This window comes from Labedella populi, from assembly GCF_004078655.1.
GTDB classification, from domain to species: Bacteria; Actinomycetota; Actinomycetes; order Actinomycetales; family Microbacteriaceae; genus Labedella; species Labedella populi.
Window position 1 is genome coordinate 333,063 of record NZ_RZNC01000002.1, and the last position, 23,264, is coordinate 356,326.

The following is a 23,264-nucleotide window of genomic DNA, read 5'->3' on the forward strand; positions in this document are numbered from 1 at the left end:
TCCCACGGCCCGACCGCCCCCACCACCCGCCGTCAGAGAAGACAGGAACGATCGTGACCACTCAGCCCCTCCGCTTCGGCCTCATCGGGACCGGCCGCATCGGCCAGGTCCACGCCGCGAGCATGGCCGCCGACCCCGACACGACGCTCGCATGGGTGTGCGATCCGTTCGTCGAGGGCGCCCGCGCCGTGGCGGATCGCTTCGGCGGCACCGTGACCGACGACGCAAGCGCCGTGTTCGCCTCGGGAGAGGTCGACGCGGTCCTCATCGCGTCTCCGACGGCGACGCACGTCGACCTCATCGCCGCGGCGATCGAGGCCGGCATCCCGGCGCTCTGCGAGAAGCCCATCGACCTCGACATCGCGCGCGTCGACGCGCTGCTGCCGACGGTCCGGTCATCGGGTGTGCCCATCGCGCTCGGATTCAACCGACGCTTCGATCCGGCGTTCGCGAGCGTGCGCGCTCGCGTGGCCGCGGGGGAGATCGGGGACCTCGAGCACCTCAGCATCGTGAGTCGGGATCCGGCCGCGCCACCGGCCGCCTACATCGCCGTCTCGGGCGGGATCTTCCGCGACATGACGATCCACGATCTCGACATGGCGCGCTTCTTCCTGCCCGACATCGTCGAGGTGTCGGCGATGGGGTCGACGGTGTTCGATCCCGGCGCCCGGCAGCACGGCGACTTCGACACGGCCGTGACGACGCTGCGCGCCTCGTCGGGGGCCATCGTCTCGATCTCGAACTCGCGGCACAGCGCGATCGGCTACGACCAGCGGCTCGAGGCCTTCGGGCCGCGCGGCATCCTCCAGGTGGCCAACGCGCCGACGAGCCTCGTGAGCCTCTCGACCGCGACCGTCGTCGAGGGACGGCCGCCCTACCAGGACTTCTTCCTCGAGCGGTACGCGGAGGCGTACGCGGCGGAGCTGCGCGAGTTCGTGCGCCTCGTCCGAGGCGAACCCTCGACGAGTCCGACCTTCGAGGACGGGCGGGCCGCCCTCCTGCTGGCCGACGCCGCTCAGCGCTCGGCGACCGAACACGTCGCCGTCGCCGTGGAACTCGGCTGAGTCCGGCCATGGCCTACCGCCTCGCCGCCTCGGCGGAGATGCTCTACCGGCACCTCCCCGTCGTCGATCGCGTCCGCCGGATCGACGAGCTCGGGTTCGAGGTCGAGATCTGGGACTGGTCGTCGAAAGACCTTCCCGCCCTCGCCGCCACGGACGCGAGGTTCTCGTCGATGACGGGCTACCTGCGTGGCGATCTCACGACGCTCGACGGGATCGCGGCGCTCCTCTCCACGGCGGAGGAGTCGTTGCGGGCCGCCGAGGTCATCGACTCCCCGCGGCTCAACCTCCACGGGACGGGACTCGACCCCGACGGGCTGCCCGTCCGCCCCCGCGGAGTCGTCGAGGGCGACGACTGGCTGCGGGCACGGGACACCCTCGCGCGCCTCGCGGACCTCGGGCGCCGCGCCGGGCGCGTCTTCACGCTCGAGAACCTCAACACCGCGGTCGACCACCCGGGGACACCGTTCGCCCGGGCGGCCGACACGCTCGCGCTCGTTCGCGCGGTCGACGATCCGGGCCTCCGGCTGAACCTCGACCTCTATCACGCCCAGATCGGCGAGGGGAACCTCGTCGAACTCGTCCGCGACGCGCTGCCCTGGGTGGGGGAGATCCAGGTCGCCGACGTGCCCGGGCGGTGCGAACCCGGGACCGGCGAGATCCGCTTCGAGGCGATCGCGGCGGAACTGCGGGTGCTCGGCTACGACGGTGTCGTCGGACTCGAGGCCTGGGCGAGCGGCGACGACGACGCGGCGCTCGCCGCCTTCCGGGCCGCGTTCACGGGCTGAGCGTCCCGTCGCATCGCGCTCGGACGGCCGGTCGGAGGGCGGCTCCGAGGCCCGGCTCGGTCGCCGCCTCAGAGGTCGAGGGTGGTGGACCCCTCGACCCGGGCGACGCTCTCCCAGGACCGGGACTCGTCGCTGCGGAGCGCGGCGGAGACGATCTCGGCCGCGCTCCAGGCGTCCGACGCGGACGGTGCGAGCTGGCGCCCCTCGACCACGGACCGCAGGAAGAGCTGCGCTTCGATCGTCTTGAGGTCGTCGAAGCCCATGCTCGTGCCCTGACCGGGCTGGAACCTCGAGAAGTCGCCGAAGTCCGGTCCCGCCATGACGGTCCGGTAGCCCTCGCGCGAGTTGGCGATCTGCGGTTCGTTGAGCCGCTGGAAGTCCCACCGCACGGAACCGAGCGTGCCGTAGATCTCGAGGGCGTACTCGGCGTGGGGGCCGACGGCGACGCGGCTCGAGTCCATGACCCCGACGGCCCCCGAGGCGAAGCGCACGAGCAGGGCGGCGTAGTCCTCGTTCTCGACGGTCCCCGTCGGGCCGGACTCGGCGCCCAGGGAGAAGTGGCCGGCGGCGGCGTCCGTGGGCAGCGGGCGCTCCCGGATGAACCGTTCGGTGAGGGCCGAGACCTCCTCGATGGAGCCGACGGTGTACTGGGCGAGGTCCGCGCCGTGCGAGAGGAGGTCGCCGAGGACGCCGGACCCCGCGAGCCCCGTCTGGAACCGCCACGTGAGGGCTCCGCGCGGATCGGCGGAGTAGTCCGCGAGCAGGGAGACCCGCACGTTCGTGATCGGGCCGAGCGCGCCGCTGCGGACGAGCTCTCGCGCTCGGGCGACGGCCGGTGCGTGCCGGTAGTTGAAGCCGACCGAGGTCACGATGCCCGCCTCGGTCGCCGCTCGGGCGATCTCCGCGGACTCGGTCGCGCCTCGTCCCATGGGCTTCTCGATCCAGAAGGGCTTGCCGGCCGCGGCGGCAGCGAGGGCGACCTCCCGGTGCAGGAAGTTCGGCGTGCAGATCGACACCACGTCGACCTCCGGATCCGCGATCACCTCGCGCCAGTCCGCGGTCGTCCGGGCGAAGCCGAGGGCCTCCGATGCGTAGGCGCGCGCGTCGTCGCTCACGTCCGCCGCGGAGACGAGGCGGGCGACGGCGGGGGAGTCAGGGTAGTGCACGCGGACGGCCCCGTAGGCGCGGGCGTGCACGCGACCCATCCACCCGACCGAGACGAGTCCAACTCCGATGTGCTGCTGTGCTGGCATGACGTGCCCTTCCTCGGCGCTGAGTGCTCTCGAATATAACGGATGACAGAATGTATTGACAAACCCTCTCCGGTGGCGGAAACTCGACTCGACACCGACGTCACCCCGGACGACTCGACGACGAGACGATCCGCACCGAAGGGAACCCTCAATGACGAAGAAACTCCTCGTGGGGCTCGGAATCGCCGCCACTGCGGCTCTTCTCCTCAGCGCCTGCTCCGGAACGGGGCAGGAGCCCCAGGCCAGTTCCGGCGGCGGCTCCGACTCCGCCTCGCTCGACCTCACCTACGCCGTCGTCACCCACTCGGGACCGGGCGACGCCTTCTGGGACCGCGTCAAGTCGGGAGCCGAACGCGCCGGATCCGACTACGGCGTGAACGTGACGTACAACGCCGACCCGGACCCGGCGAAGCAGTCGCAGCTCATCGACAACGCCGTGGCGCAGGAGGTCGACGGGATCGTCGTCTCGATGGCGAACCCCGACGGCCTCCAGTCGAGCATCGAGAAGGCCGTCGCCGCGGGCGTCCCGGTCGTCACGATCAACTCGGGCATCGAGCGCTCGGCCGAGTTCGGCGCCCTCACCCACATCGGTCAGAGCGAGACGGTGGCCGGCGAGGCCGTCGGCGACCGCCTGAGCGACGAGGGACTCACGAACGTGCTGTGCGTGATCCAGGAGGCCGGCAACGTCGGCCTCGAGGAGCGCTGCGGCTCCGCGGCGTCCACCTTCACGGGCTCCATGGAGAACCTCCAGGTCGACGGGACGAACGACGCCGAGGTGAAGGCGACGATCAAGTCGAAGCTGCAGGCGGACTCGTCGATCGACGGGATCCTGACCCTCGGCGGCCAGTACGCGATCGACGCCGTCGGCGCCGTCGACGAATCGGGCAGCGAGGCCACCGTCGCGACGTTCGACCTCTCCGAGGACGTCGTCAGCAACATCGAGGAGGGCACGATTCTCTTCGCCGTCGACCAGCAGCCGTACGTTCAGGGCTTCCTCGGCGTCACGGCGCTCTACCTCGACTCGATCAACGGCAACCAGATCGGCGGCGGCCAGCCCGTCTACTCCGGTCCGGCATTCGTCACCGAGGAGAACGCCGCCGAGGTGGCCGAGTACGCCAAGAACGGCACCCGCTAGTCACCGACGCTCGATGGTGGGGCGACGCGTTCGCCCCACCATCGGCACGAAAGGAAGCAACGATGACGAAGCTCACTCCCACGCGACGGAAGGGGCGGAGCCCGCGATGACCACGACCGACATCGTGACGGTCGGGAACCGTCCGCGGCTCGAACGACGGCCCCTCCGCAAGATCTTCGCCCGACCCGAGATCGGCGCCCTCGTCGCCGCCCTCGCCGTGATGCTGTTCTTCTCCGTCTACACGTCAAACTTCATGACGCTCTCGGGCGCGGGCGTCTGGCTCGAGTCGGCCTCGACCTTCGGCATCATGGCCGTCGCCGTCGCCCTCCTGATGATCGGCGGCGAGTTCGACCTCTCCGCCGGGGTCATGACGGGGTTCACCGCCCTCATCGTCGGCGTGCTCACGAGCCACTACGGCCTCAACATCTGGGTCGCCGTGCTCATCTCGCTCGTCGCGGCCCTCGCCGTCGGAGCGCTCAACGGCTTCCTCGTGATGCGGACGGGACTGCCGAGCTTCATCGTGACCCTCGGGACCTTCTTCGTCCTCGCGGGCATCGACCTCGCCGTCACGAAGCTCATCACCGGCCAGGTCGCCATCCAGGGCATGACCCGGGTGCCGTTCTACGACTCGGTGCAGCCGCTCTTCGGGTCATCGATCCAGATCGGTGGCGGCACGTTCTACGTCTCCGTGCTGTGGTGGTTCGCCGCCACGATCCTCGCGACGTGGGTGCTGCTGCGCACGCGGGCGGGGAACTGGATCTTCGCGGTGGGCGGTCAGTTGAACTCGTCACGGCAGGTCGGCGTCCCCGTCCTCAAGACGAAGGTCGGACTCTTCATGACGACGGCGGGCGCCGCCTGGCTCGTCGGCATGATCTCGCTCTTCCGCACCTCGACGGTCCAGGCGAACACGGGTGTCGGGCAGGAGTTCATCTACATCATCTGCGCCGTCGTCGGCGGGTGCCTCCTCACAGGAGGCTACGGGTCCGCGATCGGTGCAGCCCTCGGCGCCCTCATCTACGGCATGGTCTTCCAGGGCATCACGTTCGCCCAGTGGGACACGAACTGGCTGCGCACGTTCCTCGGCGCGATGCTCCTGCTCGCCGTCTTCCTCAACCACTTCGTTCGAACCAGGGCAGGAGGCGCCCGATGAGCGCGACGAACAAGACGACGGGTACCGCACGATCGACCACGCCGATCGTGGAGGTGCGCGAGATCGGCAAGAGCTACGGTCCCGTTAACGCCCTCTCGGGCGTCTCCACGACCGTGAACACCGGCGAGGTGACGTGCGTGCTCGGCGACAACGGAGCCGGCAAGTCCACCTTCATCAAGATCCTCGCGGGGGTGCACACGCCGAGCGAGGGGGAGCTCCTGCTCGACGGGGAACCCGTCCGGTTCTCGTCGCCGCGCGCCGCGCTCGACGCCGGGATCGCGACGGTCTACCAGGACCTCGCGGTCGTGCCCCTCATGCCCGTGTGGCGGAACTTCTTCCTCGGGTCCGAGCTCACGCGCGGCGTCGGGCCGCTCCGGCGCCTCGACGTGAAGGAGATGAAGCGGATCACGTACACCGAGCTCGACAACATGGGCATCGATCTCCGCGACGTCGACCAGCCGATCGGTACGCTCTCGGGCGGTGAGCGGCAGTGCGTCGCGATCGCCCGCGCCGTCTACTTCGGCGCTCGCGTCCTCATCCTCGACGAGCCGACGGCCGCTCTCGGCGTGAAGCAGTCGGGCGTCGTGCTCAAGTACATCGCCCGGTCGCGTGATCGTGGACTCGGCGTCGTGTTCATCACCCACAATCCCCACCACGCCTACCCGGTCGGCGATCGGTTCCTGCTGCTCAACCGCGGCAGCAGTCTCGGAAACTTCGAGAAGAAGGAGATCACGCTCGGGCAGCTCACGAGCCTCATGGCGGGCGGAGCGGAACTCGACTCCCTCGCCCACGAGCTCGAGCGCGAGATGGGTCGTGAGTCGTCGCTCGTGCAGCAGTTCGAAGCCGAGGCCGAGCGCCTTCCGGGCGTGGTGGGGGAGGCGGGGAGTCGCGTGCGGGAGTGACCGCTCGCGCACTCTGTGCGGGGGCGTCGCACGGACGACACTGGTCGCATGACCCGTTTCGCCGTCGACGCCCCCTCCGTCATCGAACTCGTCGAACGGGGTGCGCCCGTGGCGACGGGTCACCCGCTCGTCGCGCCCAACGTGCTCCGCTCGCAGGCGCTGTCGATCCTCTACCGCGACGTGCGGGCGGGCCGCCGCTCCGAGGCGGAGACGCGCGAGCTGCTCGACGCCGTGACGGCCGTGAAGATCCGGCTGCTCGGCGATCGCGTCTCCCGGGCGACGGCCTGGCGTATCGCGGCGGAGCTCGATTGGGCGGACATCGGCTCCGCCGAGTACGTGGCCGTCGCGATGCTCCAGGCGGACGTCCTCGTGGTGTCGGACGCGGCGCTCGCCGCGGCCGTCGCCGATCGCGTCTCGACCCTCTCCGTCGAGGACTTCCTCGCGGCCGTCGTCGTCCACGGAAAGTGATGATTGCAAAGGTAAGCCTGTCCTAAGTAAGTTAAGGATTACCTAACCACCTCGATTCGGACCCGGCACAGCCGCGCCCGCTCGAGGGGGTCTCGCAATCGAAAGGACAACCCGTGGATTCAGCAGTACCGCGCCGGGGCGGCTCAGCCGCCCGTCGCACCGCCGCGATCGTCGCCGCAGCGGCGCTCTCGCTCGGCGCCGCTCTCGGCACGACGACCGCCGCGACCGCCGCCCCCCAGGCCGGGCAGATCACCGACGCCTCGTTCACGTGGGGTCTCAGCGGCGAAGCGGGTGGCGGCGCCTTCTTCGGCGGTTGCAACTTCCTGAGCGCCGGAACGGCGGGGAACACGGGCAGCTCGCGGCTGTGGACGGAGGCCGACGGCTTCTACTCCACGTCCGCCGGCAACGTCACGATCGTGAAGCCGACCGCCGACGGCACCCTCGCGCGGCCGACGTGGGCCACGAGGTGCCAGACTCCTCAGGGGACGCCCGTCTCCGCGGCCTCCACGACGTCGCTCTCGAAGAACGCCGTCGTCTTCGACGGTGGAGAGGGCACCGTCGCGGCCGACGGTTCGACGGAGATCGCGTGGACCGGCTCCTTCACGGTCGCCTTCTACGGCGGGCTCACCTACTGGTCGGCGACGGATCCCGTGCTGACCCTCGACGCCGCGGGCAACGGACAGCTCACCGCGACCGCCTCCGGATACGGCACGAGCATGGAGGACATGACCCAGTGGGTCCCCGTGGCCGGCCGCGAGATCGTGCTCGCCGATATCTCGGGAGCCGACGCGGACGACGACGGCTTCACCGTCACCCCCGACTACCTCGGCGAGACGGTGACGACGTCGGGAACGCCGCAGACGACGACGGGTGCGACGTGGGGATCCTTCCCGCAGAGCTTCGTCGACTTCCAGCAGCTCACGGGTCAGAGCAGCTACTGGTACAGCTCGGGAGGCTCGCGTGACGCGGCGAAGCCGACGACTCCGCTGACGGTCTCGTACGCACTCGCGACCAACCCCGGCACGGACCCGGGCACCGACCCGGGCGAGGAGGAGCCCGGCGAGGGTCAGCAGGACATCGACGTGACGGTGCCCGCGGCGCCCGAGCCCGAGACGGGCAGCTTCGGCTGGGCCTTCACCTCGGCCGACGCCGTGAACCTCGGCACCGCCGTCCAGGCCGGCAGCACCTTTACGGCCGACGGCAGCCTCAACACGATCGCCGTGACCGACACGCGGTCCGGCGGCGCCGCAGCGTACACCTGGAGCATCTCGGGCAGCATCTCGGAGTTCAGCTCCGGAGCCGCCGACTTCTCGGCCGGCTACCTCGGCTGGACGCCGAGCGTGTCGGACGCGGGAGCCGGCGTCACAGCAGGCGCACCCGTCTCCTCGACACTCTCGGGCGGTGCCGGGCTCGGCACGTCCGCGACCCTCGCGTCGAGCACCGCCGCGGCGAGCGCGAACATCGACGCCGGGCTCGAGCTCGTCATCCCGAGCGACACCCCGACCGGCGACTACCGTGCGACCCTCACGGTGACCGCGCTCGGCTGATCCTCGCGTGATCCCCAGGTGGTACCGGGCCTCGAGCCCGGTACCGCCTCGTCGCGTCTCCGGGCGCGGCGTGCCCCGCGCTGACTCCTCCGCGCCTCCCATCCGCTCAGCCTCCCATCTGCTCAGCCTCCCATCTGCCCAGCCCCCATCTGCCCAGCCCCCATCTGCCCAGCCCCCATCTGCCCAGCCCCCATCCGATCGAACGCCCGTCCCGAGGAACCCGTCATGGCCCGCCCGCTCCTTTCCCTCGTCCTTCCCGCGGCGGCTCTCGTCGCGGCCGTCCTGCTTCCCTCGGGTCCTGCCCTCGCGTCGGCGTCGACGCTCGCCGGCATCTCCGGGACCGTCGCGCCGATCGCCGCCACCGACGGTGCGAGCTGGAGCGCCGGTCCCGCCGACGGCCCCCGCAGGAGTGGACGACCGTTCTTCGAGTACGAGCTCGATCCCGGCGCGACCGTCGAGGACGCGTTCGCCGTGCGCAACGACGGCGCCCGGGCACTGACCCTCCGCGTGTACGCGGCCGACGCGTTCACGACGCGTGAGGGGACGATCGACCTCCTCCCCGCGAGCGAGCAGTCGGTCGATTCGGGCACCTGGGTCGAGCTCGACCGGTCCGATGTGAGCATCGAACCCGGGGAGACGGTCCTCGTCCCCTTCACCCTCACCGTGCCGACGGATGCCCGGCCGGGAGACCACCCGGCCGGGATCGTCACATCGCTGCTATCGGAGGATGCCGAAGCCCAGGTGCAGGTGGATCGTCGGCTCGGCAGCCGGCTCTACGTGCGGGTGGCGGGGGAGCTCGCGCCGTCCGTGACCGTCTCCGACCCGACCGTCTCCTTCGAGGGGATGTGGAATCCACTCGCGCTCGGCCGACTCGAGATCTCGTACACGCTCGAGAACACCGGTGACACCCGCGTGGCCGCGGTCGGCGCGAGCACGGTGCACGGCCCGTTCGGGGTGGCGCCCGTGACGACGGGCGCGGAACAGCTTCCCGAGGTGCTGCCGGGATCCACCGTGGAGGTGCGCCAGTTGCTCGACGGCGTCGCGGCCCTCGCGTGGCTCGGCGGCGCCATCACGGTGATCCCGACGAGCGTCGGCATCGGTGCCGCGCAGCTCGACACGGTCGTCGCGCCGTTCGGGACCGCCGCGGTCCCCGTCGCGACGCTGCTCGTCCTGGCCGGACTGGCGTTCGTCGCTCTCGCGACCGTCCTCCTCGTCCGCCGTTCCCGCCGCTCCCGTTCCGCCGTCTGACCGGGCCTCGAGCGTTACACCCTCAGCCGAGCGCGCCACGTTTTCGTGGCGCGCTCGGCTGCATCGGTAGCGCTCGATCGTCTGGGGGCGTCCTCAGCGCACGCCGCGCGGGCAGTTCCGGCTCAGGCGAGCGACCAGGGGAACCGCAGCCGACCACCGAGGTGGAGGGACGCGAGGATGCTCACGAGTACCGCGAGGACGCTGCCGCCGAGCGGGAGCACGAGCGGGACGAGCGGGTCGGTCGCGGCGGGCACGAGTGCGGCTCCTGACCGCTGCACCGTCGACGGCGCCTGCGCCGGACCGAGTGCCACCGCCTCCGGAGCGCCCGTCGTTGCGGCCGGGGCGATGGTCGCACCGTTCCGTGGAGTCGTCGTTCCGCCGCTCGTCGTCCCGCTGCCTCCCCCCGAGCCTCCCGTCGTCGGGACGATCGCCGGAGCCCTCGCATCCGCGTTGATGGTGAGGAGGGTGGCCGGCTTGGCGGGGTCGCGTTGCCCGCCCGAGGTCAGCCAGTAGCCCGTCTGCCCCGTGAGCTTCTGGAAGCCGAGGAAGCTCGCCGGGAACGACCCCCAGAAGGGTGCGTTGGCGTCGGTGCGCTCGACCTGCCCGGCTCCGGGGGCCGCCACGCCGAGGTACTCGGGCAGGATCTGGAAGCCGCCGTCGGCGAGGGGCACGTCGCGGAGCTCGGCGAGCACGACGGTGCGGCCGGGGATCGGCTCCCACTTCGACATGTCCTCCATGCTCGTGCCGTAGCCGCTGAGGGTCGCCGTGAGTCGGCCCGTGCCCTCCGCGTCCACCGTGAGGATCGGGTCGCTCGCGCTCCAGTAGGTCATCCCGCCGTAGAAGGCGACGGTGAACGCACCGGTCCAGCGCAGGTCCACTCGGTCGTCGCCGATCGTGCCGGTGCCGCCCGAGAAGACGACCTGGGAATCGGTCGACGAGGTCAGCGACGCCGCCGTCACGGTGTTGCCGGCGGCGTCGAGGCACTTCGTCGCGAACGACGCCTCCTCCCACTCGCCGCCGGACGTCGCCTTCACGATCGTGACGTCACCGGAGCGCGAGGCGTAGAGTCCGTCGTCGGCGCCCCACACGCGGGCTCCGCCGGAATCGCCCGCGACGCCGGCGGAGAGGAAGTTGCAGCCGCCCGCGAACGCGCCGCCGCTCGCCTCGCGGCTCAACCCCCAACGCAGTTGCGCGTCGTCGACCGTCGCGTCGCCGGGCGTCGGCGGCTCGGTCGCCTCCGGCACCCGGACGTCGATGGGGACGCCGTCGTCGTCGGGATCCGTCGACGCGACGACGGCCGTGCCCGCGGAGAGCGCCGTCGCGACGGCGACGGTCCCCGCGACGACGAGGGCCGCCACGAGCCGGGACAGCGTGCGCCGGCCCGTACCGCGCCGCTTCACGCCGCCACCTCCGTGCCACGCAGCGCCCGCCGGCGGTGTGCGCGCCGGATCGACGTCACGATGCTGAGGAGCACGAGCACGAGGGCCACGAGGATCGACACCCCGAGCACCACGTACGGCCACGTCGGAGGGGCGACGGCCGTCGCCGTGGTCGCCACGCTCGCGGGATCCGCGGTCACGGTCACGTCGCTCTCGGCGACCGCTCCCGACGCCGCGCCCGTGAGCGTGAGCAGGTGCGTACCGACCCGGAGGTCTCCCGGAAGGGGAAGGACCCCGGCGATCTCACCGGACGGCCCGGCAGTGAGGGGACCGACGGCCGAGACGCCGTCGTCGAGCGTCGCGACGACGAGTTCGCCCGGCGAGAATCCCTGGCCCGTGAAGCTGAGCGCGTGGCCCGGGATGGCGGTCGTCGTCGTGTAGCCGACTCGTGCAGCGGCCGCGGCGGTGCCCGTGGTCGTCACCGCGCCGTCGCCCTCGTCCACGGCTCCGCCCGCCGCCTCGCCGCCGACCGTGGCGGGGGCCGAGGCGAACTCGATCGGCGTGAACGTCTCGTTGTTGGCGTTCTTGACGCCGTGGGCGCCGATCGTGATGATCCCGCACGTCACCTCGAGACAGTCGACCTCGCTGACACCGCCGTCGCGGTCCTGGCTCTCGAAGGTCGCTCCGGGCACGACCATGTCGACGCGCCACGAGCCGTCGGTTCCCATGACCGCGTTCGCCGCGTCCTCAGTGTCGCTGCCGGGGAACGCGAGGAAACGCTGAAAGCCGTGGTTCTCCTTCGACTCCTGGTCGGGCACGTACCGGTAGTCGCTCCCGACCTCGCCGCCGTTGCTCGGGCGCCAGGACGAGGCGTCCGCGACCCAGCCGAAGAGGACGTAGACGCCGCCGAAGCCCCCGGTGATCGATTGGAAGCCCGAGCCCGAGACGGTCACCGGCGTCGCGGCGTCGGGGGAGGCGTTCGCGGCCCCCTCGATCGTGACGCGCGCGGCGGCCGACGCCGGACCGGCGGAGAGCGGCGAGAGCGCGAGGGCGCTCGACCCCAGGAGGGCGGCCAGGAGGAGCCCGACGGGCCGGCGAAGCACGACGCGACGAAGCGCGACGCGACGGTGTGATCGGGGGCCGAGGGGGAGGCGGTCAGGCATGCGCCGAGTGCTCCTTTCGAGAGCGGGAGACGGGGCGGAGGGGACGGACGTGGACGTCGCCGTCGACGACCCGCACGGAGAGCGGATGACGGTAGACGTCGGAGAGGAGCTCGGACGAGAAGGCCTCCGACGGAGGGCCGGCCGCACGCACCCGCCCTCCGTCGAGGACGACGACCCGGTCGGCGTAAGCCGCCGCGAGGTCGAGGTCGTGCAGGACGACGATCACGGCCCCTCCGGACCGCGCGTGCTCGGCGAGGCGGAGGAGGACGCGTTCCTGGTGACGGATGTCGAGGCTCACCGTCGGTTCGTCGAGGAGGATCACCTCGCAGGCCTGCGCCCGGACACGGGCGAAGGCGACGCGAGCGCGCTCACCGCCGGAGAGCTCCGTGACACGGCGTTCGAGGAAGGTACCGATCTCGGCCTCCTCGACGGCCGCGGCGATCCGTGCGTCGTCCTCGTCCGACTCGGGGCGGCCGCGCCAGGGGGCGCGGCCCATCTCGACGACCTCGAGGGTGGTGAACGGGAAGGACACCTCGTTCGACTGCGTGAGCACGGCGCGGCGACGCGCGAGGTCGAGAGCCCGGACGGTCCCGAGCGGCCGTCCGTCGAGCTCCACGGTTCCGGAGGACGGGTCGATGTCGCCCGAGAGCGCGTGCAGGAGGGTCGACTTCCCCGCTCCGTTCGGTCCGACGAGCGCGACGAGTTCGCCGGGCACGATCGCGACGTCCACTCCCGCGAGCACCTCGCGCTCGCCGTAGCGGACGTGGAGACCGCGGGCCTCGAGGACGGCGCTCATGCCCAGCCTCCCGACCGCACGCGAGCGCGACGCAGCAGCCAGAAGAAGAAGGGGCCGCCGACCAGCGCGGTGAGCATGCCGATCGGGAGATCCGCGTACGGGACGGCCGTGCGCGCGACGGTGTCGGCGGCGAGGAGCAGGAAGGCGCCGCCGAGAGCGCTCACGGCGAGGAGCGCGCGGTGTGCCGGCCCGAGGACGAGACGGACGAGGTGCGGGACGACGAGTCCCACGAACGCGATGATGCCGCAGAGCGACACCGCCGCGGCTGTCAGCACCGCGACGAGCACGATCGCGATCACGCGCGTGCTCTCGATCGAGACGCCGAGGTGGTGCGCCTGGCGCTCGCCGAGGGCGAGGAGGTCGAGGCGGTGGGAGAGCGTGAGCGCGCCGATGATCCCGACGATCGTGATGGGCAGCACGATCGCGACGTCCTGCCAGCGCGTGCCGTTGAGCGAGCCCAGCTGCCAGAACACGATCTGCTCCCGCTGCTGCGTCGTCGAGAGGAAGGTCGCGAGCGCGATCCCCGCCCCGCACACCGCGTTGACGGCGATACCGGTGAGGACGAGCGTGACGACCTCGGTGCGACCGCCGGAACGCGCGGCGAAGTAGACGAGGAAGGTCGCGGCGAGCCCTCCGACGAAGGCGAACAGGGGCGAGGTGAGGGGCCCGGCGAAGGAGGCCCCCGTGAGGATCGCGATCGAGGCCGCGACGGCCCCGCCCGACGACACTCCGACGACACCGGGCTCCGCGAGCGGGTTCCGGAAGACGCCCTGCATGAGAGCGCCCCCCACGGCGAGTGCCGCTCCGACGACGAGAGCCATGGCGATGCGGGGGAAGCGGATCATCCAGAGGGTCGCATCGGCGTTCGGGTGTGCCGGTGTGGCCGCCTCCGGCAGCACGACCGCCGACCAACCGATCGAGGCGAGCGCGTCGTTCGTGTGCGCCGCGAGCGAACCGAGGATCTCCGGAACGGAGATCGCCAGTTGACCGAGCCCCGCCGACACGACCGCGAGGACGACCGTGGCCACGCCGAGCGTCAGCACGAGCACTCGCCGCGGACCGGCCGAGTGGACCCGGACCGGCGCGCTCGACCGCGCGGGTCCGAGTGCGGTGGCGGCGGCGCTCATCCCGCGGCGCCGGCGGCTGCCGCGTCCGGCGCGTAGACCGCGACGGCGAGCGCCTCGAGGACACGAGCGGTGTCGGGTCCGAAGCTCAGGATCTGGGAGTCCGCCATGTCGACGACGCGACGGTGCTCGCCGGCGGGGGTCTGCTGGAGGGCGGGGACGGCGTCGAGCAGGCCGTCGACCCCGTCCACCGATTCCAGTCCGCCCGTCATGACGAGGACGAGATCGGGGTTCGCCGCCACGAGTCCCTCGTCGGTGATCGGTCGCATCCCCGACCAGCCGATCTCCGATGAGACGTCGACTCCGCCGAGAGCCGTGATGAGGGCATCGGCCCCGGATTCCTCACCGAACATGTAGTAGACGCCCGATTGTCCCCGCACGTACAGGAAGATCATCCGGAGTTTCTCGCCGTCGGCCGGCGTGATGCCCGCGATCTCGGCGACGGTCTCGTCGACCGCCGCCGAGATGCGTTCCGCCAGCAGCGCGCCCCGCTCGGGGACGCCGAGCGCCGCGGCGACGTCTCCGACGAGCGAGCCGATCGAGTCGATCGCGCGGTGGGAGTCGACGACGACGACGTCGACTCCCGCGTCGCGCATCTGCAGGACCGTGTCCCAGGGGCCGAGGCCCGTGTCGGTGATGATGAGCGTGGGCGCGAGCTCGAGGATCGCCTCCGCGTTCAGGTCGTGACCGTTCTGCGTCACGAGCGGCCGGTCGGCGATCTCGGCGAAGTCGCTCGAGACGTCCCGGCCGACGACCTGGTCGCCGAATCCGAGCTCGAACACGGTGCGCGACAGCGAGCCGTAGATGTCGAGGGCGAGGATGCGGGAGGTGTCGTCGATCGCGACGGTCGTGCCCTGCCGGTCCGTCACTGTTACGGGGAGGGACTGCTCGCCCTCCGAGACGGGGTCGACGGGGGAGGAGGGGGCGACGGCGGAACTCGGGCCCTCCCAGGCTCGTGGATCGTCGAGGGGGGTCACCTCGGCCAGGCGCGGCGTGGCCGCCCCGGAGGAATCGTCGCCGGCCGTCGCGGACGTGCATCCGGCGAGGACCGGCCCCGTGAGCAGGAGGGCGAGAGAGGCGATGACGGGGAGGAACGGGGAACGGCGAAGGGCGGTCACGTCGGTGCTGATCTCTCGAACGGGGAAGGGAAGGAAGGTATGCCCACCCTAATGAGATTGAGTACTTAGGTAAACCTACCCTTTGCCGTAGAGTGGCGACATGGACACCCGGACCGCTTTCGTCGCCGAGCTTCCCTCGCTTGGTGTGGCCGCCCTTCTTCGTGAGGCCACCGACGCGCAGCATCGCGCCGCTGAGTCCCGTCCGTTCATGACAGCTCTCATGGGCGGGAAACTCGATCTCGCCGCCTACACGCTCTATCTCGGCCAGTTCGCACGGATCTATGCGGCTCTCGAATCGCGAGCCGTGGTGCCCTCGGACCCCGCCGTGCTCCAGGACCGCCGACTCCACCGGGCGTCGGCGATCGATGATGATCTCGCCGCTCTCGGTGCCGCAGACTGGCGCGAGCGGGTCCCGGCGCTGCCGGCATCGGTCGCGTACGCGGATCACCTGCGGACGATCGCCCGAAACGAACCGATCCGGCTCGTCGCCCACCACTACACGCGTTACCTCGGCGACTTGTCCGGTGGCCAGGTCATGGCGACCATGCTGCGGCGGCACTACGGAGCTACCGAGCAGCAGTTGTCGTTCTTCCGCTTCGATGATCTCGGCCCCCTCGTGCCCTACAAGCGCGGCTACCGCGAGGCGCTCGACGCCATGGAGCTCGACGCGACGGAGCGCAAGGTCCTCGTCGCTGAGGCGCGAGCGGCGTTCGACGCGAACACGGCCGTCTTCGACGATCTCGGGGCGGCGACGTCGGCTCGGTGAGGGTCTGGATCTTCCGCTGGGTCGGCGTCGCACCGCCGACTCAGCGGAATCCCCGCGGCACGCGACAGGATGGGGTAATGATCTCCACCGCCCTCGCTTCCCGCCTCCGCACCGCCGGCCTCACGTGGGCGCCCTCGTCGGGCGACGCGTTCCAGATCGCCCGTGAAGACTTCGAAGGCGACGTCTTCACGGTCAGCGACATGACGATCGAGCCGCACCACTATCCGAGCGGCACGATCCTCGGCTTCAACGGGACGACGGAGTGGGCACTCGACTCGGTCTCCCTCGACGACGCATTGTGGCTGCCGCGGGAGGACCAGCTCCGCGAGCTGCTGCGAGGCGCCTTCGTCTCACTCGCGCGCGTGCAGGAGGGACTCCGGGGTCGAACCGTCTACAGGGTCACGGCGCGGATCGATGGCGAGGAGCGCACCTACTCGAGCGACCACGCCGCCGAGGCGTACGGCGAAGCGCTGCTGGAGCTCATCGAGTCGGTCAGCTGAGGCGGGGCCTGGCGCCCGCTGCACCCGCTGCGCTCCGGGGCTGATGCCTCGTCACTCCGCGTCGAGGGCGTCCCAGCCCTCGACCCAGCGGGCGAGGTAGGCGGCGAACTGGCGGAGGTCGTCGTCGCTCCATTCGCCGAGAACACGCTGGAGGGAGTTGAAGCCTGTCGGACCCGCGTTCCGGAGCCGTTCGCGGCCGTGGTCGGTGAGTTCGATGAAGCGCGCCCGACGGTCCTCCGGGTCGGACCGCGTCGCGACGAGTCCGAGATCCTCGAGCTGGCGCGACTGCCGGCTGATGGCGGTGCGGTCGACCGAGAGCATCTCCGCCGCCGCTCCCGCGTGCACGGGTCCGTGGCGTTCGAGGATGCGCAGCATCTTGAGCCCGAACGGCTGGAGCGACGGGTCGACGGCGGCGGCCGCGTTGCGGATGCTCGCGCGGATCTTGCCGGCGAGCACGCTCATCTGCTCCTCGACCTCGTGGATCGGGGATGCCGCTTGCTCCGCCCGGCTTGTGCCGCCGTCGACCTCGGGGAACATCATCGCGATCGGCCTCCGTCAGTACTCTCGTCGTCGGACCGCCGACCGTCGGGGTGCGAGGTGCCGACCGGGGGGAGGGCGACCGAAGCGGTCGAGGCGTCGATGAGTGCGTCCTCCGCGACCGCGAACTCGCTCTCGGCCTCCGTGTTCTCGGAAGCGCCGTGTCGCTGCACCGCATTCATGGTACCGAGACGGGCGTTCGGAAGGAATGCGACGGCGATCAGGGTGATGATCGCGAGCGGGACACTGTAGAAGAACACCTGGCCGACGCCCGTGCCGTAAGCGCTCTCGACGACGACGCGGATCGCTTCCGGGAGCTGGTTGACCTGCGGGATCGTGCCGCTGCCGAGCGCCTGCGCGGCCACCGCCTGCTGCTCGGGAGCGAGGTCGGCGATGCCGTCCTTGATCCCATCGGCGACGACCGTTCCGAGGATCGAGCCGAGGACGGAGACGCCGACCGTGCCGCCGAGACTGCGGAAGAACGTGACGGCGCTCGTCGCGACGCCGAGGTTCCGCACCTCGATCGAGTTCTGCACGACGAGCACGAGATTCTGCATGAGCATGCCGAGTCCCGCGCCGAGTACGAACATGTAGATGGCCACGAGCACGAAGGGGGTGTCGTAGTGGAGGGTGCTCAACAGGGCGGTCCCGACCACGGACAGTGCGCCGCCGGTCACCATGATGGCCTTCCATCGCCCGCGCTTGCTGATGATCGCTCCGAACACCGCCGACGCGATGAGGAGGCCCGCCATCATCGGGATGGTGAGGAGGCCTGACTGCGTCGGCGTCGCTCCGCGGGCCAACTGCATGTACTGGGCGAGGAAGACGGCGGTTCCGAACATCGAGACGCCGACCGAGATGCTCGCGATGACCGCGAGCGTGAAGGTGCGGTTGCGGAACATCGAGAGCGGGATGATCGGCTCCGTGGCCTTCAGTTCGACGATGACCGCGGCGACGAGGAGCACGATCGCCCCGGTCACCATGATGAGCGTCTCGAGCGACATCCACTCGAACTGCTTGCCGGCCATCGACATCCAGATGAGGAAGAGGGAGACGCCGCCGGCGATGAGGACGGCGCCCGCGTAGTCGATCGTGACCTTGCGCTTCGCCCGCTTGGGGAGGTGCAGCGTGGCCTGGAGCATGATGATGGCGACGATCGCGACGGGGAGAGCGACGAAGAAGTTCCACCGCCAGCCGAACGCGTCCGTGATGAGCCCACCGAGGAGCGGGCCGCCGACGGTGCCGACGGCCATGACGCCGCCGAAGAGGCCGGCGTAGCGTCCACGCTCACGCGGGCTGATGATGTCGGCCATGATGATCTGGCTGAGCGCCGCGAGTCCGCCGCCGCCGAGGCCCTGGAAGACACGGAAGACGATGAGCCAGTCGGTGTTCTGGGCGAACCCGGCGGCCGCCGAGCCGAGCACGAAAAGCCCGAGGGCGAGCTGGATGAGGAGCTTGCGGTTGAAGAGGTCGGCGAACTTGCCCCACAGCGGCGTGGACACCGTCGTGGCGAGCAGTGTCGCGGTGACGACCCAGGTGTATGCGGACTGATCGCCCTTGAGCTCGGAGATGATGAGCGGCAGCGACGTCGACACGACCGTTCCCGCGAGGATCGACACGAACATGCCGAGGAGGAGGCCGGAGAGGGCCTGCAGCACCTGGCGATGGTTCATGGATCCGTCGGGCGAGCCCTCGGCCGCGGTGCTCGTGGCCGGTGTGTTCGTACTGCGCTTCGCGCTCTCATCCCCGCGTGACATCTGACTCCCGTCAATAGTTGGCAACAGTCAACTATAACACCGTGTCATGCAATTCGGTACGTCATGCGCGCAGATCGCGACCCGACCGATGTCGGTCCCTGAGCCTGTCGAAGGGCGGTTCCTCAACGTGTCGAAGGGCGTCATTTCGAGAACGCAACCCGTCGTCCACAAAACCGCCATCCACCAGGTTCTCCACTGCCACTCACCGCCCGGATCGAATGTCGGTGGCATGGTGTTCACTGCTCCTATGGGGGAACACGAGACAGCACTCAGGTCGGCGATCGCACACGCGATCGGTGACCTCACGGAGCCTCTCGACGCCCTCGTCCCCGCTCGCCTGTCAGGCGACGACTACCTCACACTTCTCCGCGAAGCGGAAGATCTCGGCCGCCTCGTAGACGGGCTCCGACACCGGCTCGCCGCCGACGCCGGGTCTCGCTCCGGCGGCCCCATCGACACCTTCGTCCAGCTCGGACACGCCACACCGGCGGACGGTCTCGCCGCGGCCACCGGAGTGTCCGTCGTCGCTGCAAAGAGACGCATCCGCATCGGCGAAGCGATCACACCCACGATCGCCCTCACCGGCGCCGAACTCCCCCCACGCCATCGCCACATCGCCGACGCCGTGGCTCGTGGGCATCTGGGTGTCGAGGCCGCCGAGTTGCTGGTCCGCGAACTCGACAGCGTCGCCGGACGCGTCTCACCCGAGGTCCTCGAGGAAGCAGAACGCGGCCTCGTGCTTCTCGCCGCCGGGGCCGACGAACACCCTCCGCTGTGCGTCGACCTCGTCCGCGCGCAGGCGGCGCTGTTCATCGCCCGCATCGACCCGGACGGGGCCCGCCCGAAGGAGGAGCGCGCCCGGAAGCATCGCAAGCTCCACATCGGGAAGGAGACGGCGGACGGCCTCATTCCGATCAGCGGAGACCTCAAGGCAGAAGTCGGCGCCGGACTGAAGCGTCTCATTGACGCCCATCTGCGCAGCCCGGCGTTCAGCGACCCGGACGCCGACCCGGAGGCGTCGTTCAGGGACCATTCCGATGTGCGCACCATCGACCAGAAACGCCACGACATCTTCGCGTCAATCATCAACGCCGCCGCCCGCGTCGCCGATGCACCCGAGCTCGGCGGTGCCGCACCCGCGGTCATCGTCACGGTCACGGCGGCCGATCTCGCCGACCCGAACGGTGTCGGATCGATCGACGGCCTCGACACCCCGGTCCCCGTCGCGACCATCGAGCGGATGATCGACACCGGGGGCTTCCAGCTCGAGACCTTCGGGCCCACCGGACGCATCCTCTCGCTCAGTTCGGTGCAGCGGTGCTTCAACGGGACCCAGCGTCGGGCGATCATCGGACGCGACGGCGGGTGCATCATCCCCGGTTGCTCCATCCCCGCCGGATGGTGCGAAGTGCACCATGTGATCCCCTATCGAGACGGCGGCCGAACCCACGTCGACAACGGCGTCCTCTTGTGTTGGGGACACCACCAGAACATCGACTCCGGGCCGTGGCGGATCAGTATGCCGAACGGAGTCCCCCATGTCCGCGGACCGGGGCACCACGAGTGGACGCATGTCACGAAGTCACGGGCACGACCACCGCTTCCGGCAACCGGATGAAGGAGTCGTGTGTGCCGGTGTCAGTCCGGGATCATGCGCTTACCCATGCTCACGGAGCCGTCGGGCGCGTAGCCGAGGGATTCGTAGAAGCGCATGGCCTCGGTGTTGTCGGCGCGCACCTGCAGGTTCACCTTGGGGCAGCCGAGTTCCTCGAGCATCGTCTCCGCTTCAGCGACGAGGAGGCGGCCGAAGCCGCGACCACGGTGGAGCGGAGCGACGGCCAGATAGTTGAGCCAGCCGCGGTGTCCCTCGTACCCCGCCATGAGGCTTCCCACGACCCGTCCAGCGCCGTTCTCCGAGTCGATCTCACCGACGAGGAAGAGTTCCGGCTGGACGGTGAGTTTCCGTTCGATGTCGCGATGAGGGTCGTTCCACGGTCGGGTGAGCCCGCACGCCTCCCACAGGGCCACGACGGTCTCCGTGTCGGAACGCTGGAACGAACGGATACGCATCCGTTCAGTCTTCCAGCCCGGAGGAGCGCCGACGAAACGGCGCGACCCCGGGCCGAGCTACGCGCGCCCGGACCGCCGGCGCTTCGGCATCCGGACGGGGGACCCCGACGCCGACTCGATCGCGTCGCTGTAGTGACCCACGAGAGCGCCCGTGACGCTCTTCCAGGTGCGCGTGCGAACGGCCTCGCGCGCGGCTCGACCGAAGGCCGCCCGCTTCCCGTCGTCGCCGACGAGGTCCCGGACGGCAGACGCCATCTCCGCGAGATCTCCCGGAGTGTAGAGCCATCCCGTGCGGCTCGAGTCGACGAGATCGACAGGCCCGCCGCGGCCCGTCGCCACGACCGGCACCCCCGACGCCATGGCTTCCTGGATGGTCTGGCAGAACGTTTCGGACTCGCCGGGGTGCACGAAGACGTCGAGGCTCGCCATGACGGTCGCGAGGTCGTCACCGCCGAGGAACCCGGTGAAGTGCGCGTTGGGCAGGAGGCGACGGAGCGAGGGCCCGACCGGACCGTCCCCGACGATCACGAGTCGCGTGCCCGGGACGTCGGAGAGCGCCGCGAGGTCCTCGAGCTGCTTCTCCGCGGCGAGGCGGCCGACGTAGCCGACGAGGCGCTCGCCGTTCGGTGCGACCGACCGCCGCCAGTTCTCCGAACGCCGTGCGGGATCGAACCGCTCGGAGTCGACGCCGCGTACCCAGAGCCGGACGCGATCGATGTTGCGCTCCTCGAGCTGCCGGATGGCGGCGCTCGATGGTGCGAGCGTGAGGGTCGACTGCGTGTGGATGCGGTCGACGTGCTGCCACAGCAGCTCCTCGGCGTAGGGGATGCCGTATCGGGCGGCGTAGGCGGGGATCTCCGTCTGGTACACCGCGACGGTCGGAACGCCGAGGGTCTGCGCCGCGAGCAGCCCGCGCCATCCGAGGACGAAGGGCGACGCGAGGTGGACCACGTCCGGCCGGAAGCGATCGAGGGTCGTCATGAGGCGACGCGACCCGCCGGGGGCGACGCGCACACTCGGATAACGCGGAAGCGTGAACGACGGCACCTGGTCGACGCGCACTCCGGCGTGTTCCTCGGGCGTCAGATGCCCGCTGCGAGCGGCGATGACGATCATCTCGTCACCGCGTTCGGTGAGGTGCTCCATCACGCGCAGCAGCGAGTGGGTCACCCCGTTCATGTGAGGGAGGAAGGATTCGGCGACGATCGCGATCCGCATGCTTCGACGATGCGCCGTCGGTGCGACGGGGGAGTGATCGTGAGGAGGACGGGAGGTGACGGCGGGATGACCTTCGCGTGACGGAGGTCGGCGCGGGCTCGGGGGCAGCAGGAGCAAACAGGAGGAATACCGTGGGTGCGAGCCGGGTTGTGGCCGTCAGATAGATTCAAGTGAATAGGTTTGCGCGGTCGCCGGACAGCGACCAGCGCGGGGAAGAGGATGAGGACGATGACGACAACGCTCGAACTGGGTCTGGACACGTTCGGAGACGTGAGCGTCGACGCGGCGGGTGAGACGTTGCCGCACGCCCAGGTGCTCCGCAACCTCGTCGAACAGGCGAGGCTCGCGGACAGCCTCGGCCTCGACTACTTCGGAATCGGAGAGCACCACCGGGTGGACTTCGCCGTGTCGGCACCCGAGGTGCTGCTCGCCGCGATCGCGGCGCAGACCAAGCACATCCACCTCGGCACCGCCGTGACCGTGCTGAGCTCCGACGACCCCCTCCGCGTCTTCCAGCGCTTCGCGACGCTCGACGCGGTCTCGAACGGTCGCGCCGAGGTCATCCTCGGGCGCGGCTCCTTCACCGAGTCCTTCCCGCTCTTCGGCTTCGAGCTGTCGCAGTACGAGGAACTGTTCGAGGAGAAGCTCCAACTCTTCGCCGAGGTTCGCAAGCAGGAACCCATCACCTGGACCGGCAACACCCGCGCTCCACTGTCGAACCAATCGGTGTACCCGCCGCTCGAGAACCGGCTCCTGAAGACCTGGATCGGCGTCGGCGGGAGCCCGGAGTCGGTCGTCCGCGCCGCCCACTACGGTTTCCCTCTCATGCTCGCGATCATCGGCGGCGAACCGCACCGTTTCGCTCCGTTCGTACGTCTCTACAAGCAGGCACTCGAGCAGTTCGGGCAGCCGCTCCAGCCGATCGGCGTGCACTCGCCCGGGCATGTCTCCGACACCGACGAGCAGGCGAAGGACGAATTGTGGCCGCATTACCGCGTCCTGCTCGACCGCATCGGACGCGAGCGGGGCTGGCCGCCCATCACGCGTGACCGCTTCGAGGCCGAGGCCGGACCCGAGGGCGCGCTCTACGTGGGCTCTCCCGAGACCGTCGCGACGAAGATCGCACGCGCCGCGAAGCTCCTCGAGCTCGACCGCTTCGACCTCAAGTACGCGAACGGCACCATGCCGCACGAGAACCTCATGCACAGCATCGAGTTGTACGGCTCCGAGGTCGCCCCGCGAGTTCAGCACCTTCTCGGCGCCGTCGAGCTCTGATCCGGACCC

General features: G+C 70.3%; 22 protein-coding genes. 12 read left to right on the forward strand and 10 right to left on the reverse strand.

Going from position 1 to position 23,264, the window contains the following annotated elements; translation table 11 throughout:
• Positions 1–53 precede the first annotated feature (53 nt).
• Complete coding sequence (iolG, locus tag ELQ92_RS07200; protein WP_128498313.1) at positions 54–1,064, forward strand: inositol 2-dehydrogenase; 1,011 nt, start codon at positions 54–56, stop codon at positions 1,062–1,064.
• An 8-nt stretch (positions 1,065–1,072) separates the two neighbouring features.
• A complete protein-coding gene (locus tag ELQ92_RS07205; protein ID WP_128498314.1) occupies positions 1,073–1,849 on the forward strand; it encodes a TIM barrel protein in 777 nt (258 codons plus the stop codon).
• A gap of 68 nt (positions 1,850–1,917) precedes the next feature.
• Here the strand turns inward: ELQ92_RS07205 and ELQ92_RS07210 are convergent, their stop codons facing one another.
• A complete protein-coding gene (locus ELQ92_RS07210) occupies positions 1,918–3,102 on the reverse strand; it encodes a Gfo/Idh/MocA family protein (RefSeq protein ID WP_128498315.1) in 1,185 nt (394 codons plus the stop codon).
• A 151-nt stretch (positions 3,103–3,253) separates the two neighbouring features.
• Between ELQ92_RS07210 and ELQ92_RS07215 the strand changes: the two genes are divergently transcribed.
• The 6 genes from ELQ92_RS07215 (at position 3,254) to ELQ92_RS07240 (ending at position 9,552) form a co-directional block, all read left to right on the forward strand.
• Positions 3,254–4,237, forward strand: a complete 984-nt coding sequence (locus tag ELQ92_RS07215) for a sugar ABC transporter substrate-binding protein (protein WP_128498316.1) — start codon at positions 3,254–3,256, stop codon at positions 4,235–4,237.
• A gap of 106 nt (positions 4,238–4,343) precedes the next feature.
• Positions 4,344–5,387: an ABC transporter permease gene (locus tag ELQ92_RS07220; protein WP_128498317.1), complete on the forward strand. Its 1,044-nt coding sequence runs from the start codon at positions 4,344–4,346 to the stop codon at positions 5,385–5,387.
• On the forward strand, positions 5,384–6,289 hold the full coding sequence (locus tag ELQ92_RS07225; protein WP_128498318.1) for an ATP-binding cassette domain-containing protein: 906 nt from the start codon (positions 5,384–5,386) through the stop codon (positions 6,287–6,289). Before ELQ92_RS07220 ends, ELQ92_RS07225 begins: the two co-directional genes overlap by 4 nt.
• A gap of 48 nt (positions 6,290–6,337) precedes the next feature.
• On the forward strand, positions 6,338–6,757 hold the full coding sequence (locus ELQ92_RS07230; RefSeq protein WP_128498319.1) for a PIN domain-containing protein: 420 nt from the start codon (positions 6,338–6,340) through the stop codon (positions 6,755–6,757).
• A gap of 113 nt (positions 6,758–6,870) precedes the next feature.
• Positions 6,871–8,304, forward strand: a complete 1,434-nt coding sequence (locus tag ELQ92_RS07235) for a hypothetical protein (protein WP_128498320.1) — start codon at positions 6,871–6,873, stop codon at positions 8,302–8,304.
• 225 nt (positions 8,305–8,529) lie between these two features.
• Positions 8,530–9,552 carry a WxL protein peptidoglycan domain-containing protein gene (locus ELQ92_RS07240; RefSeq protein WP_128498321.1) on the forward strand — a complete coding sequence of 341 codons (1,023 nt, stop codon included), beginning with the start codon at positions 8,530–8,532 and terminating at the stop codon, positions 9,550–9,552.
• A gap of 122 nt (positions 9,553–9,674) precedes the next feature.
• On the opposite strand, the gene ELQ92_RS07245 is transcribed toward ELQ92_RS07240, so the two are convergent.
• From ELQ92_RS07245 to ELQ92_RS07265, 5 genes are read right to left on the reverse strand one after another with little or no spacing between them, the layout of a single operon-like run.
• Positions 9,675–10,952: a hypothetical protein gene (locus ELQ92_RS07245; protein ID WP_128498322.1), complete on the reverse strand. Its 1,278-nt coding sequence runs from the start codon at positions 10,950–10,952 to the stop codon at positions 9,675–9,677.
• On the reverse strand, positions 10,949–12,094 hold the full coding sequence (locus tag ELQ92_RS07250; protein ID WP_128498323.1) for a hypothetical protein: 1,146 nt from the start codon (positions 12,092–12,094) through the stop codon (positions 10,949–10,951). Before ELQ92_RS07250 ends, ELQ92_RS07245 begins: the two co-directional genes overlap by 4 nt.
• Positions 12,087–12,890, reverse strand: coding sequence for a heme ABC transporter ATP-binding protein (locus tag ELQ92_RS07255; RefSeq protein WP_128498324.1), 804 nt, complete (start codon positions 12,888–12,890; stop codon positions 12,087–12,089). Before ELQ92_RS07255 ends, ELQ92_RS07250 begins: the two co-directional genes overlap by 8 nt.
• Entirely contained in the window at positions 12,887–14,017 is a 1,131-nt protein-coding gene (locus ELQ92_RS07260; protein WP_128498325.1) for a FecCD family ABC transporter permease, read from the reverse strand. The genes ELQ92_RS07255 and ELQ92_RS07260 overlap by 4 nt, the downstream gene beginning before the upstream one ends.
• Positions 14,014–15,132: a heme/hemin ABC transporter substrate-binding protein gene (locus tag ELQ92_RS07265; protein ID WP_243694915.1), complete on the reverse strand. Its 1,119-nt coding sequence runs from the start codon at positions 15,130–15,132 to the stop codon at positions 14,014–14,016. The genes ELQ92_RS07260 and ELQ92_RS07265 overlap by 4 nt, the downstream gene beginning before the upstream one ends.
• A 100-nt stretch (positions 15,133–15,232) precedes the next feature.
• Here ELQ92_RS07265 and ELQ92_RS07270 point away from each other — a divergent pair, with 100 nt between their 5' ends.
• Complete coding sequence (locus ELQ92_RS07270; RefSeq protein ID WP_128498326.1) at positions 15,233–15,898, forward strand: biliverdin-producing heme oxygenase; 666 nt, start codon at positions 15,233–15,235, stop codon at positions 15,896–15,898.
• Positions 15,899–15,975: 77 nt separating this feature from the next.
• On the forward strand, positions 15,976–16,398 hold the full coding sequence (locus ELQ92_RS07275) for a hypothetical protein (RefSeq protein ID WP_128498327.1): 423 nt from the start codon (positions 15,976–15,978) through the stop codon (positions 16,396–16,398).
• A gap of 51 nt (positions 16,399–16,449) precedes the next feature.
• Here ELQ92_RS07275 and ELQ92_RS07280 read toward each other — a convergent pair whose 3' ends face one another.
• Positions 16,450–16,938, reverse strand: coding sequence for a MarR family winged helix-turn-helix transcriptional regulator (locus ELQ92_RS07280; protein WP_243694916.1), 489 nt, complete (start codon positions 16,936–16,938; stop codon positions 16,450–16,452).
• Positions 16,935–18,608, reverse strand: a complete 1,674-nt coding sequence (locus tag ELQ92_RS07285; protein ID WP_128498328.1) for an MDR family MFS transporter — start codon at positions 18,606–18,608, stop codon at positions 16,935–16,937. Before ELQ92_RS07285 ends, ELQ92_RS07280 begins: the two co-directional genes overlap by 4 nt.
• Positions 18,609–18,939: 331 nt before the next feature.
• Between ELQ92_RS07285 and ELQ92_RS07290 the strand changes: the two genes are divergently transcribed.
• Positions 18,940–20,310 (forward strand): HNH endonuclease signature motif containing protein, encoded by a 1,371-nt coding sequence (locus ELQ92_RS07290; RefSeq protein ID WP_166426731.1) that lies wholly within the window; start codon positions 18,940–18,942, stop codon positions 20,308–20,310.
• A 20-nt stretch (positions 20,311–20,330) separates the two neighbouring features.
• On the opposite strand, the gene ELQ92_RS07295 is transcribed toward ELQ92_RS07290, so the two are convergent.
• Both ELQ92_RS07295 and ELQ92_RS07300 read right to left on the reverse strand, forming a co-directional pair.
• Complete coding sequence (locus ELQ92_RS07295; protein WP_128498330.1) at positions 20,331–20,762, reverse strand: GNAT family acetyltransferase; 432 nt, start codon at positions 20,760–20,762, stop codon at positions 20,331–20,333.
• A gap of 57 nt (positions 20,763–20,819) precedes the next feature.
• Positions 20,820–21,980 carry a glycosyltransferase family 4 protein gene (locus ELQ92_RS07300; RefSeq protein ID WP_128498331.1) on the reverse strand — a complete coding sequence of 387 codons (1,161 nt, stop codon included), beginning with the start codon at positions 21,978–21,980 and terminating at the stop codon, positions 20,820–20,822.
• A 228-nt stretch (positions 21,981–22,208) separates the two neighbouring features.
• Between ELQ92_RS07300 and ELQ92_RS07305 the strand changes: the two genes are divergently transcribed.
• Positions 22,209–23,255 carry an LLM class flavin-dependent oxidoreductase gene (locus tag ELQ92_RS07305; RefSeq protein ID WP_128498332.1) on the forward strand — a complete coding sequence of 349 codons (1,047 nt, stop codon included), beginning with the start codon at positions 22,209–22,211 and terminating at the stop codon, positions 23,253–23,255.
• The last annotated feature ends 9 nt before the right edge of the window (positions 23,256–23,264 follow it).

What these genes read in the sequence shown, in the direction of transcription:
- ELQ92_RS07230 (WP_128498319.1), top strand. Translation starts at nt 6,338, where the DNA reads ATGACCCGTTTCGCCGTCGACGCCCCCTCCGTCATCGAACTCGTCGAA.
- ELQ92_RS07225 (WP_128498318.1), top strand. Translation starts at nt 5,384, where the DNA reads ATGAGCGCGACGAACAAGACGACGGGTACCGCACGATCGACCACGCCG.
- ELQ92_RS07205 (WP_128498314.1), top strand. Translation starts at nt 1,073, where the DNA reads ATGGCCTACCGCCTCGCCGCCTCGGCGGAGATGCTCTACCGGCACCTC.
- ELQ92_RS07255 (WP_128498324.1), bottom strand. Translation starts at nt 12,890, where the DNA reads ATGAGCGCCGTCCTCGAGGCCCGCGGTCTCCACGTCCGCTACGGCGAG.
- ELQ92_RS07305 (WP_128498332.1), top strand. Translation starts at nt 22,209, where the DNA reads ATGACGACAACGCTCGAACTGGGTCTGGACACGTTCGGAGACGTGAGC.
- ELQ92_RS07290 (WP_166426731.1), top strand. Translation starts at nt 18,940, where the DNA reads ATGGGGGAACACGAGACAGCACTCAGGTCGGCGATCGCACACGCGATC.
- ELQ92_RS07210 (WP_128498315.1), bottom strand. Translation starts at nt 3,102, where the DNA reads ATGCCAGCACAGCAGCACATCGGAGTTGGACTCGTCTCGGTCGGGTGG.
- ELQ92_RS07260 (WP_128498325.1), bottom strand. Translation starts at nt 14,017, where the DNA reads ATGAGCGCCGCCGCCACCGCACTCGGACCCGCGCGGTCGAGCGCGCCG.
- ELQ92_RS07285 (WP_128498328.1), bottom strand. Translation starts at nt 18,608, where the DNA reads ATGAACCATCGCCAGGTGCTGCAGGCCCTCTCCGGCCTCCTCCTCGGC.
- ELQ92_RS07215 (WP_128498316.1), top strand. Translation starts at nt 3,254, where the DNA reads ATGACGAAGAAACTCCTCGTGGGGCTCGGAATCGCCGCCACTGCGGCT.
- ELQ92_RS07240 (WP_128498321.1), top strand. Translation starts at nt 8,530, where the DNA reads ATGGCCCGCCCGCTCCTTTCCCTCGTCCTTCCCGCGGCGGCTCTCGTC.
- ELQ92_RS07280 (WP_243694916.1), bottom strand. Translation starts at nt 16,938, where the DNA reads ATGATGTTCCCCGAGGTCGACGGCGGCACAAGCCGGGCGGAGCAAGCG.
- ELQ92_RS07300 (WP_128498331.1), bottom strand. Translation starts at nt 21,980, where the DNA reads ATGCGGATCGCGATCGTCGCCGAATCCTTCCTCCCTCACATGAACGGG.
- ELQ92_RS07275 (WP_128498327.1), top strand. Translation starts at nt 15,976, where the DNA reads ATGATCTCCACCGCCCTCGCTTCCCGCCTCCGCACCGCCGGCCTCACG.
- ELQ92_RS07220 (WP_128498317.1), top strand. Translation starts at nt 4,344, where the DNA reads ATGACCACGACCGACATCGTGACGGTCGGGAACCGTCCGCGGCTCGAA.
- ELQ92_RS07270 (WP_128498326.1), top strand. Translation starts at nt 15,233, where the DNA reads ATGGACACCCGGACCGCTTTCGTCGCCGAGCTTCCCTCGCTTGGTGTG.
- ELQ92_RS07295 (WP_128498330.1), bottom strand. Translation starts at nt 20,762, where the DNA reads ATGCGTATCCGTTCGTTCCAGCGTTCCGACACGGAGACCGTCGTGGCC.
- ELQ92_RS07250 (WP_128498323.1), bottom strand. Translation starts at nt 12,094, where the DNA reads ATGCCTGACCGCCTCCCCCTCGGCCCCCGATCACACCGTCGCGTCGCG.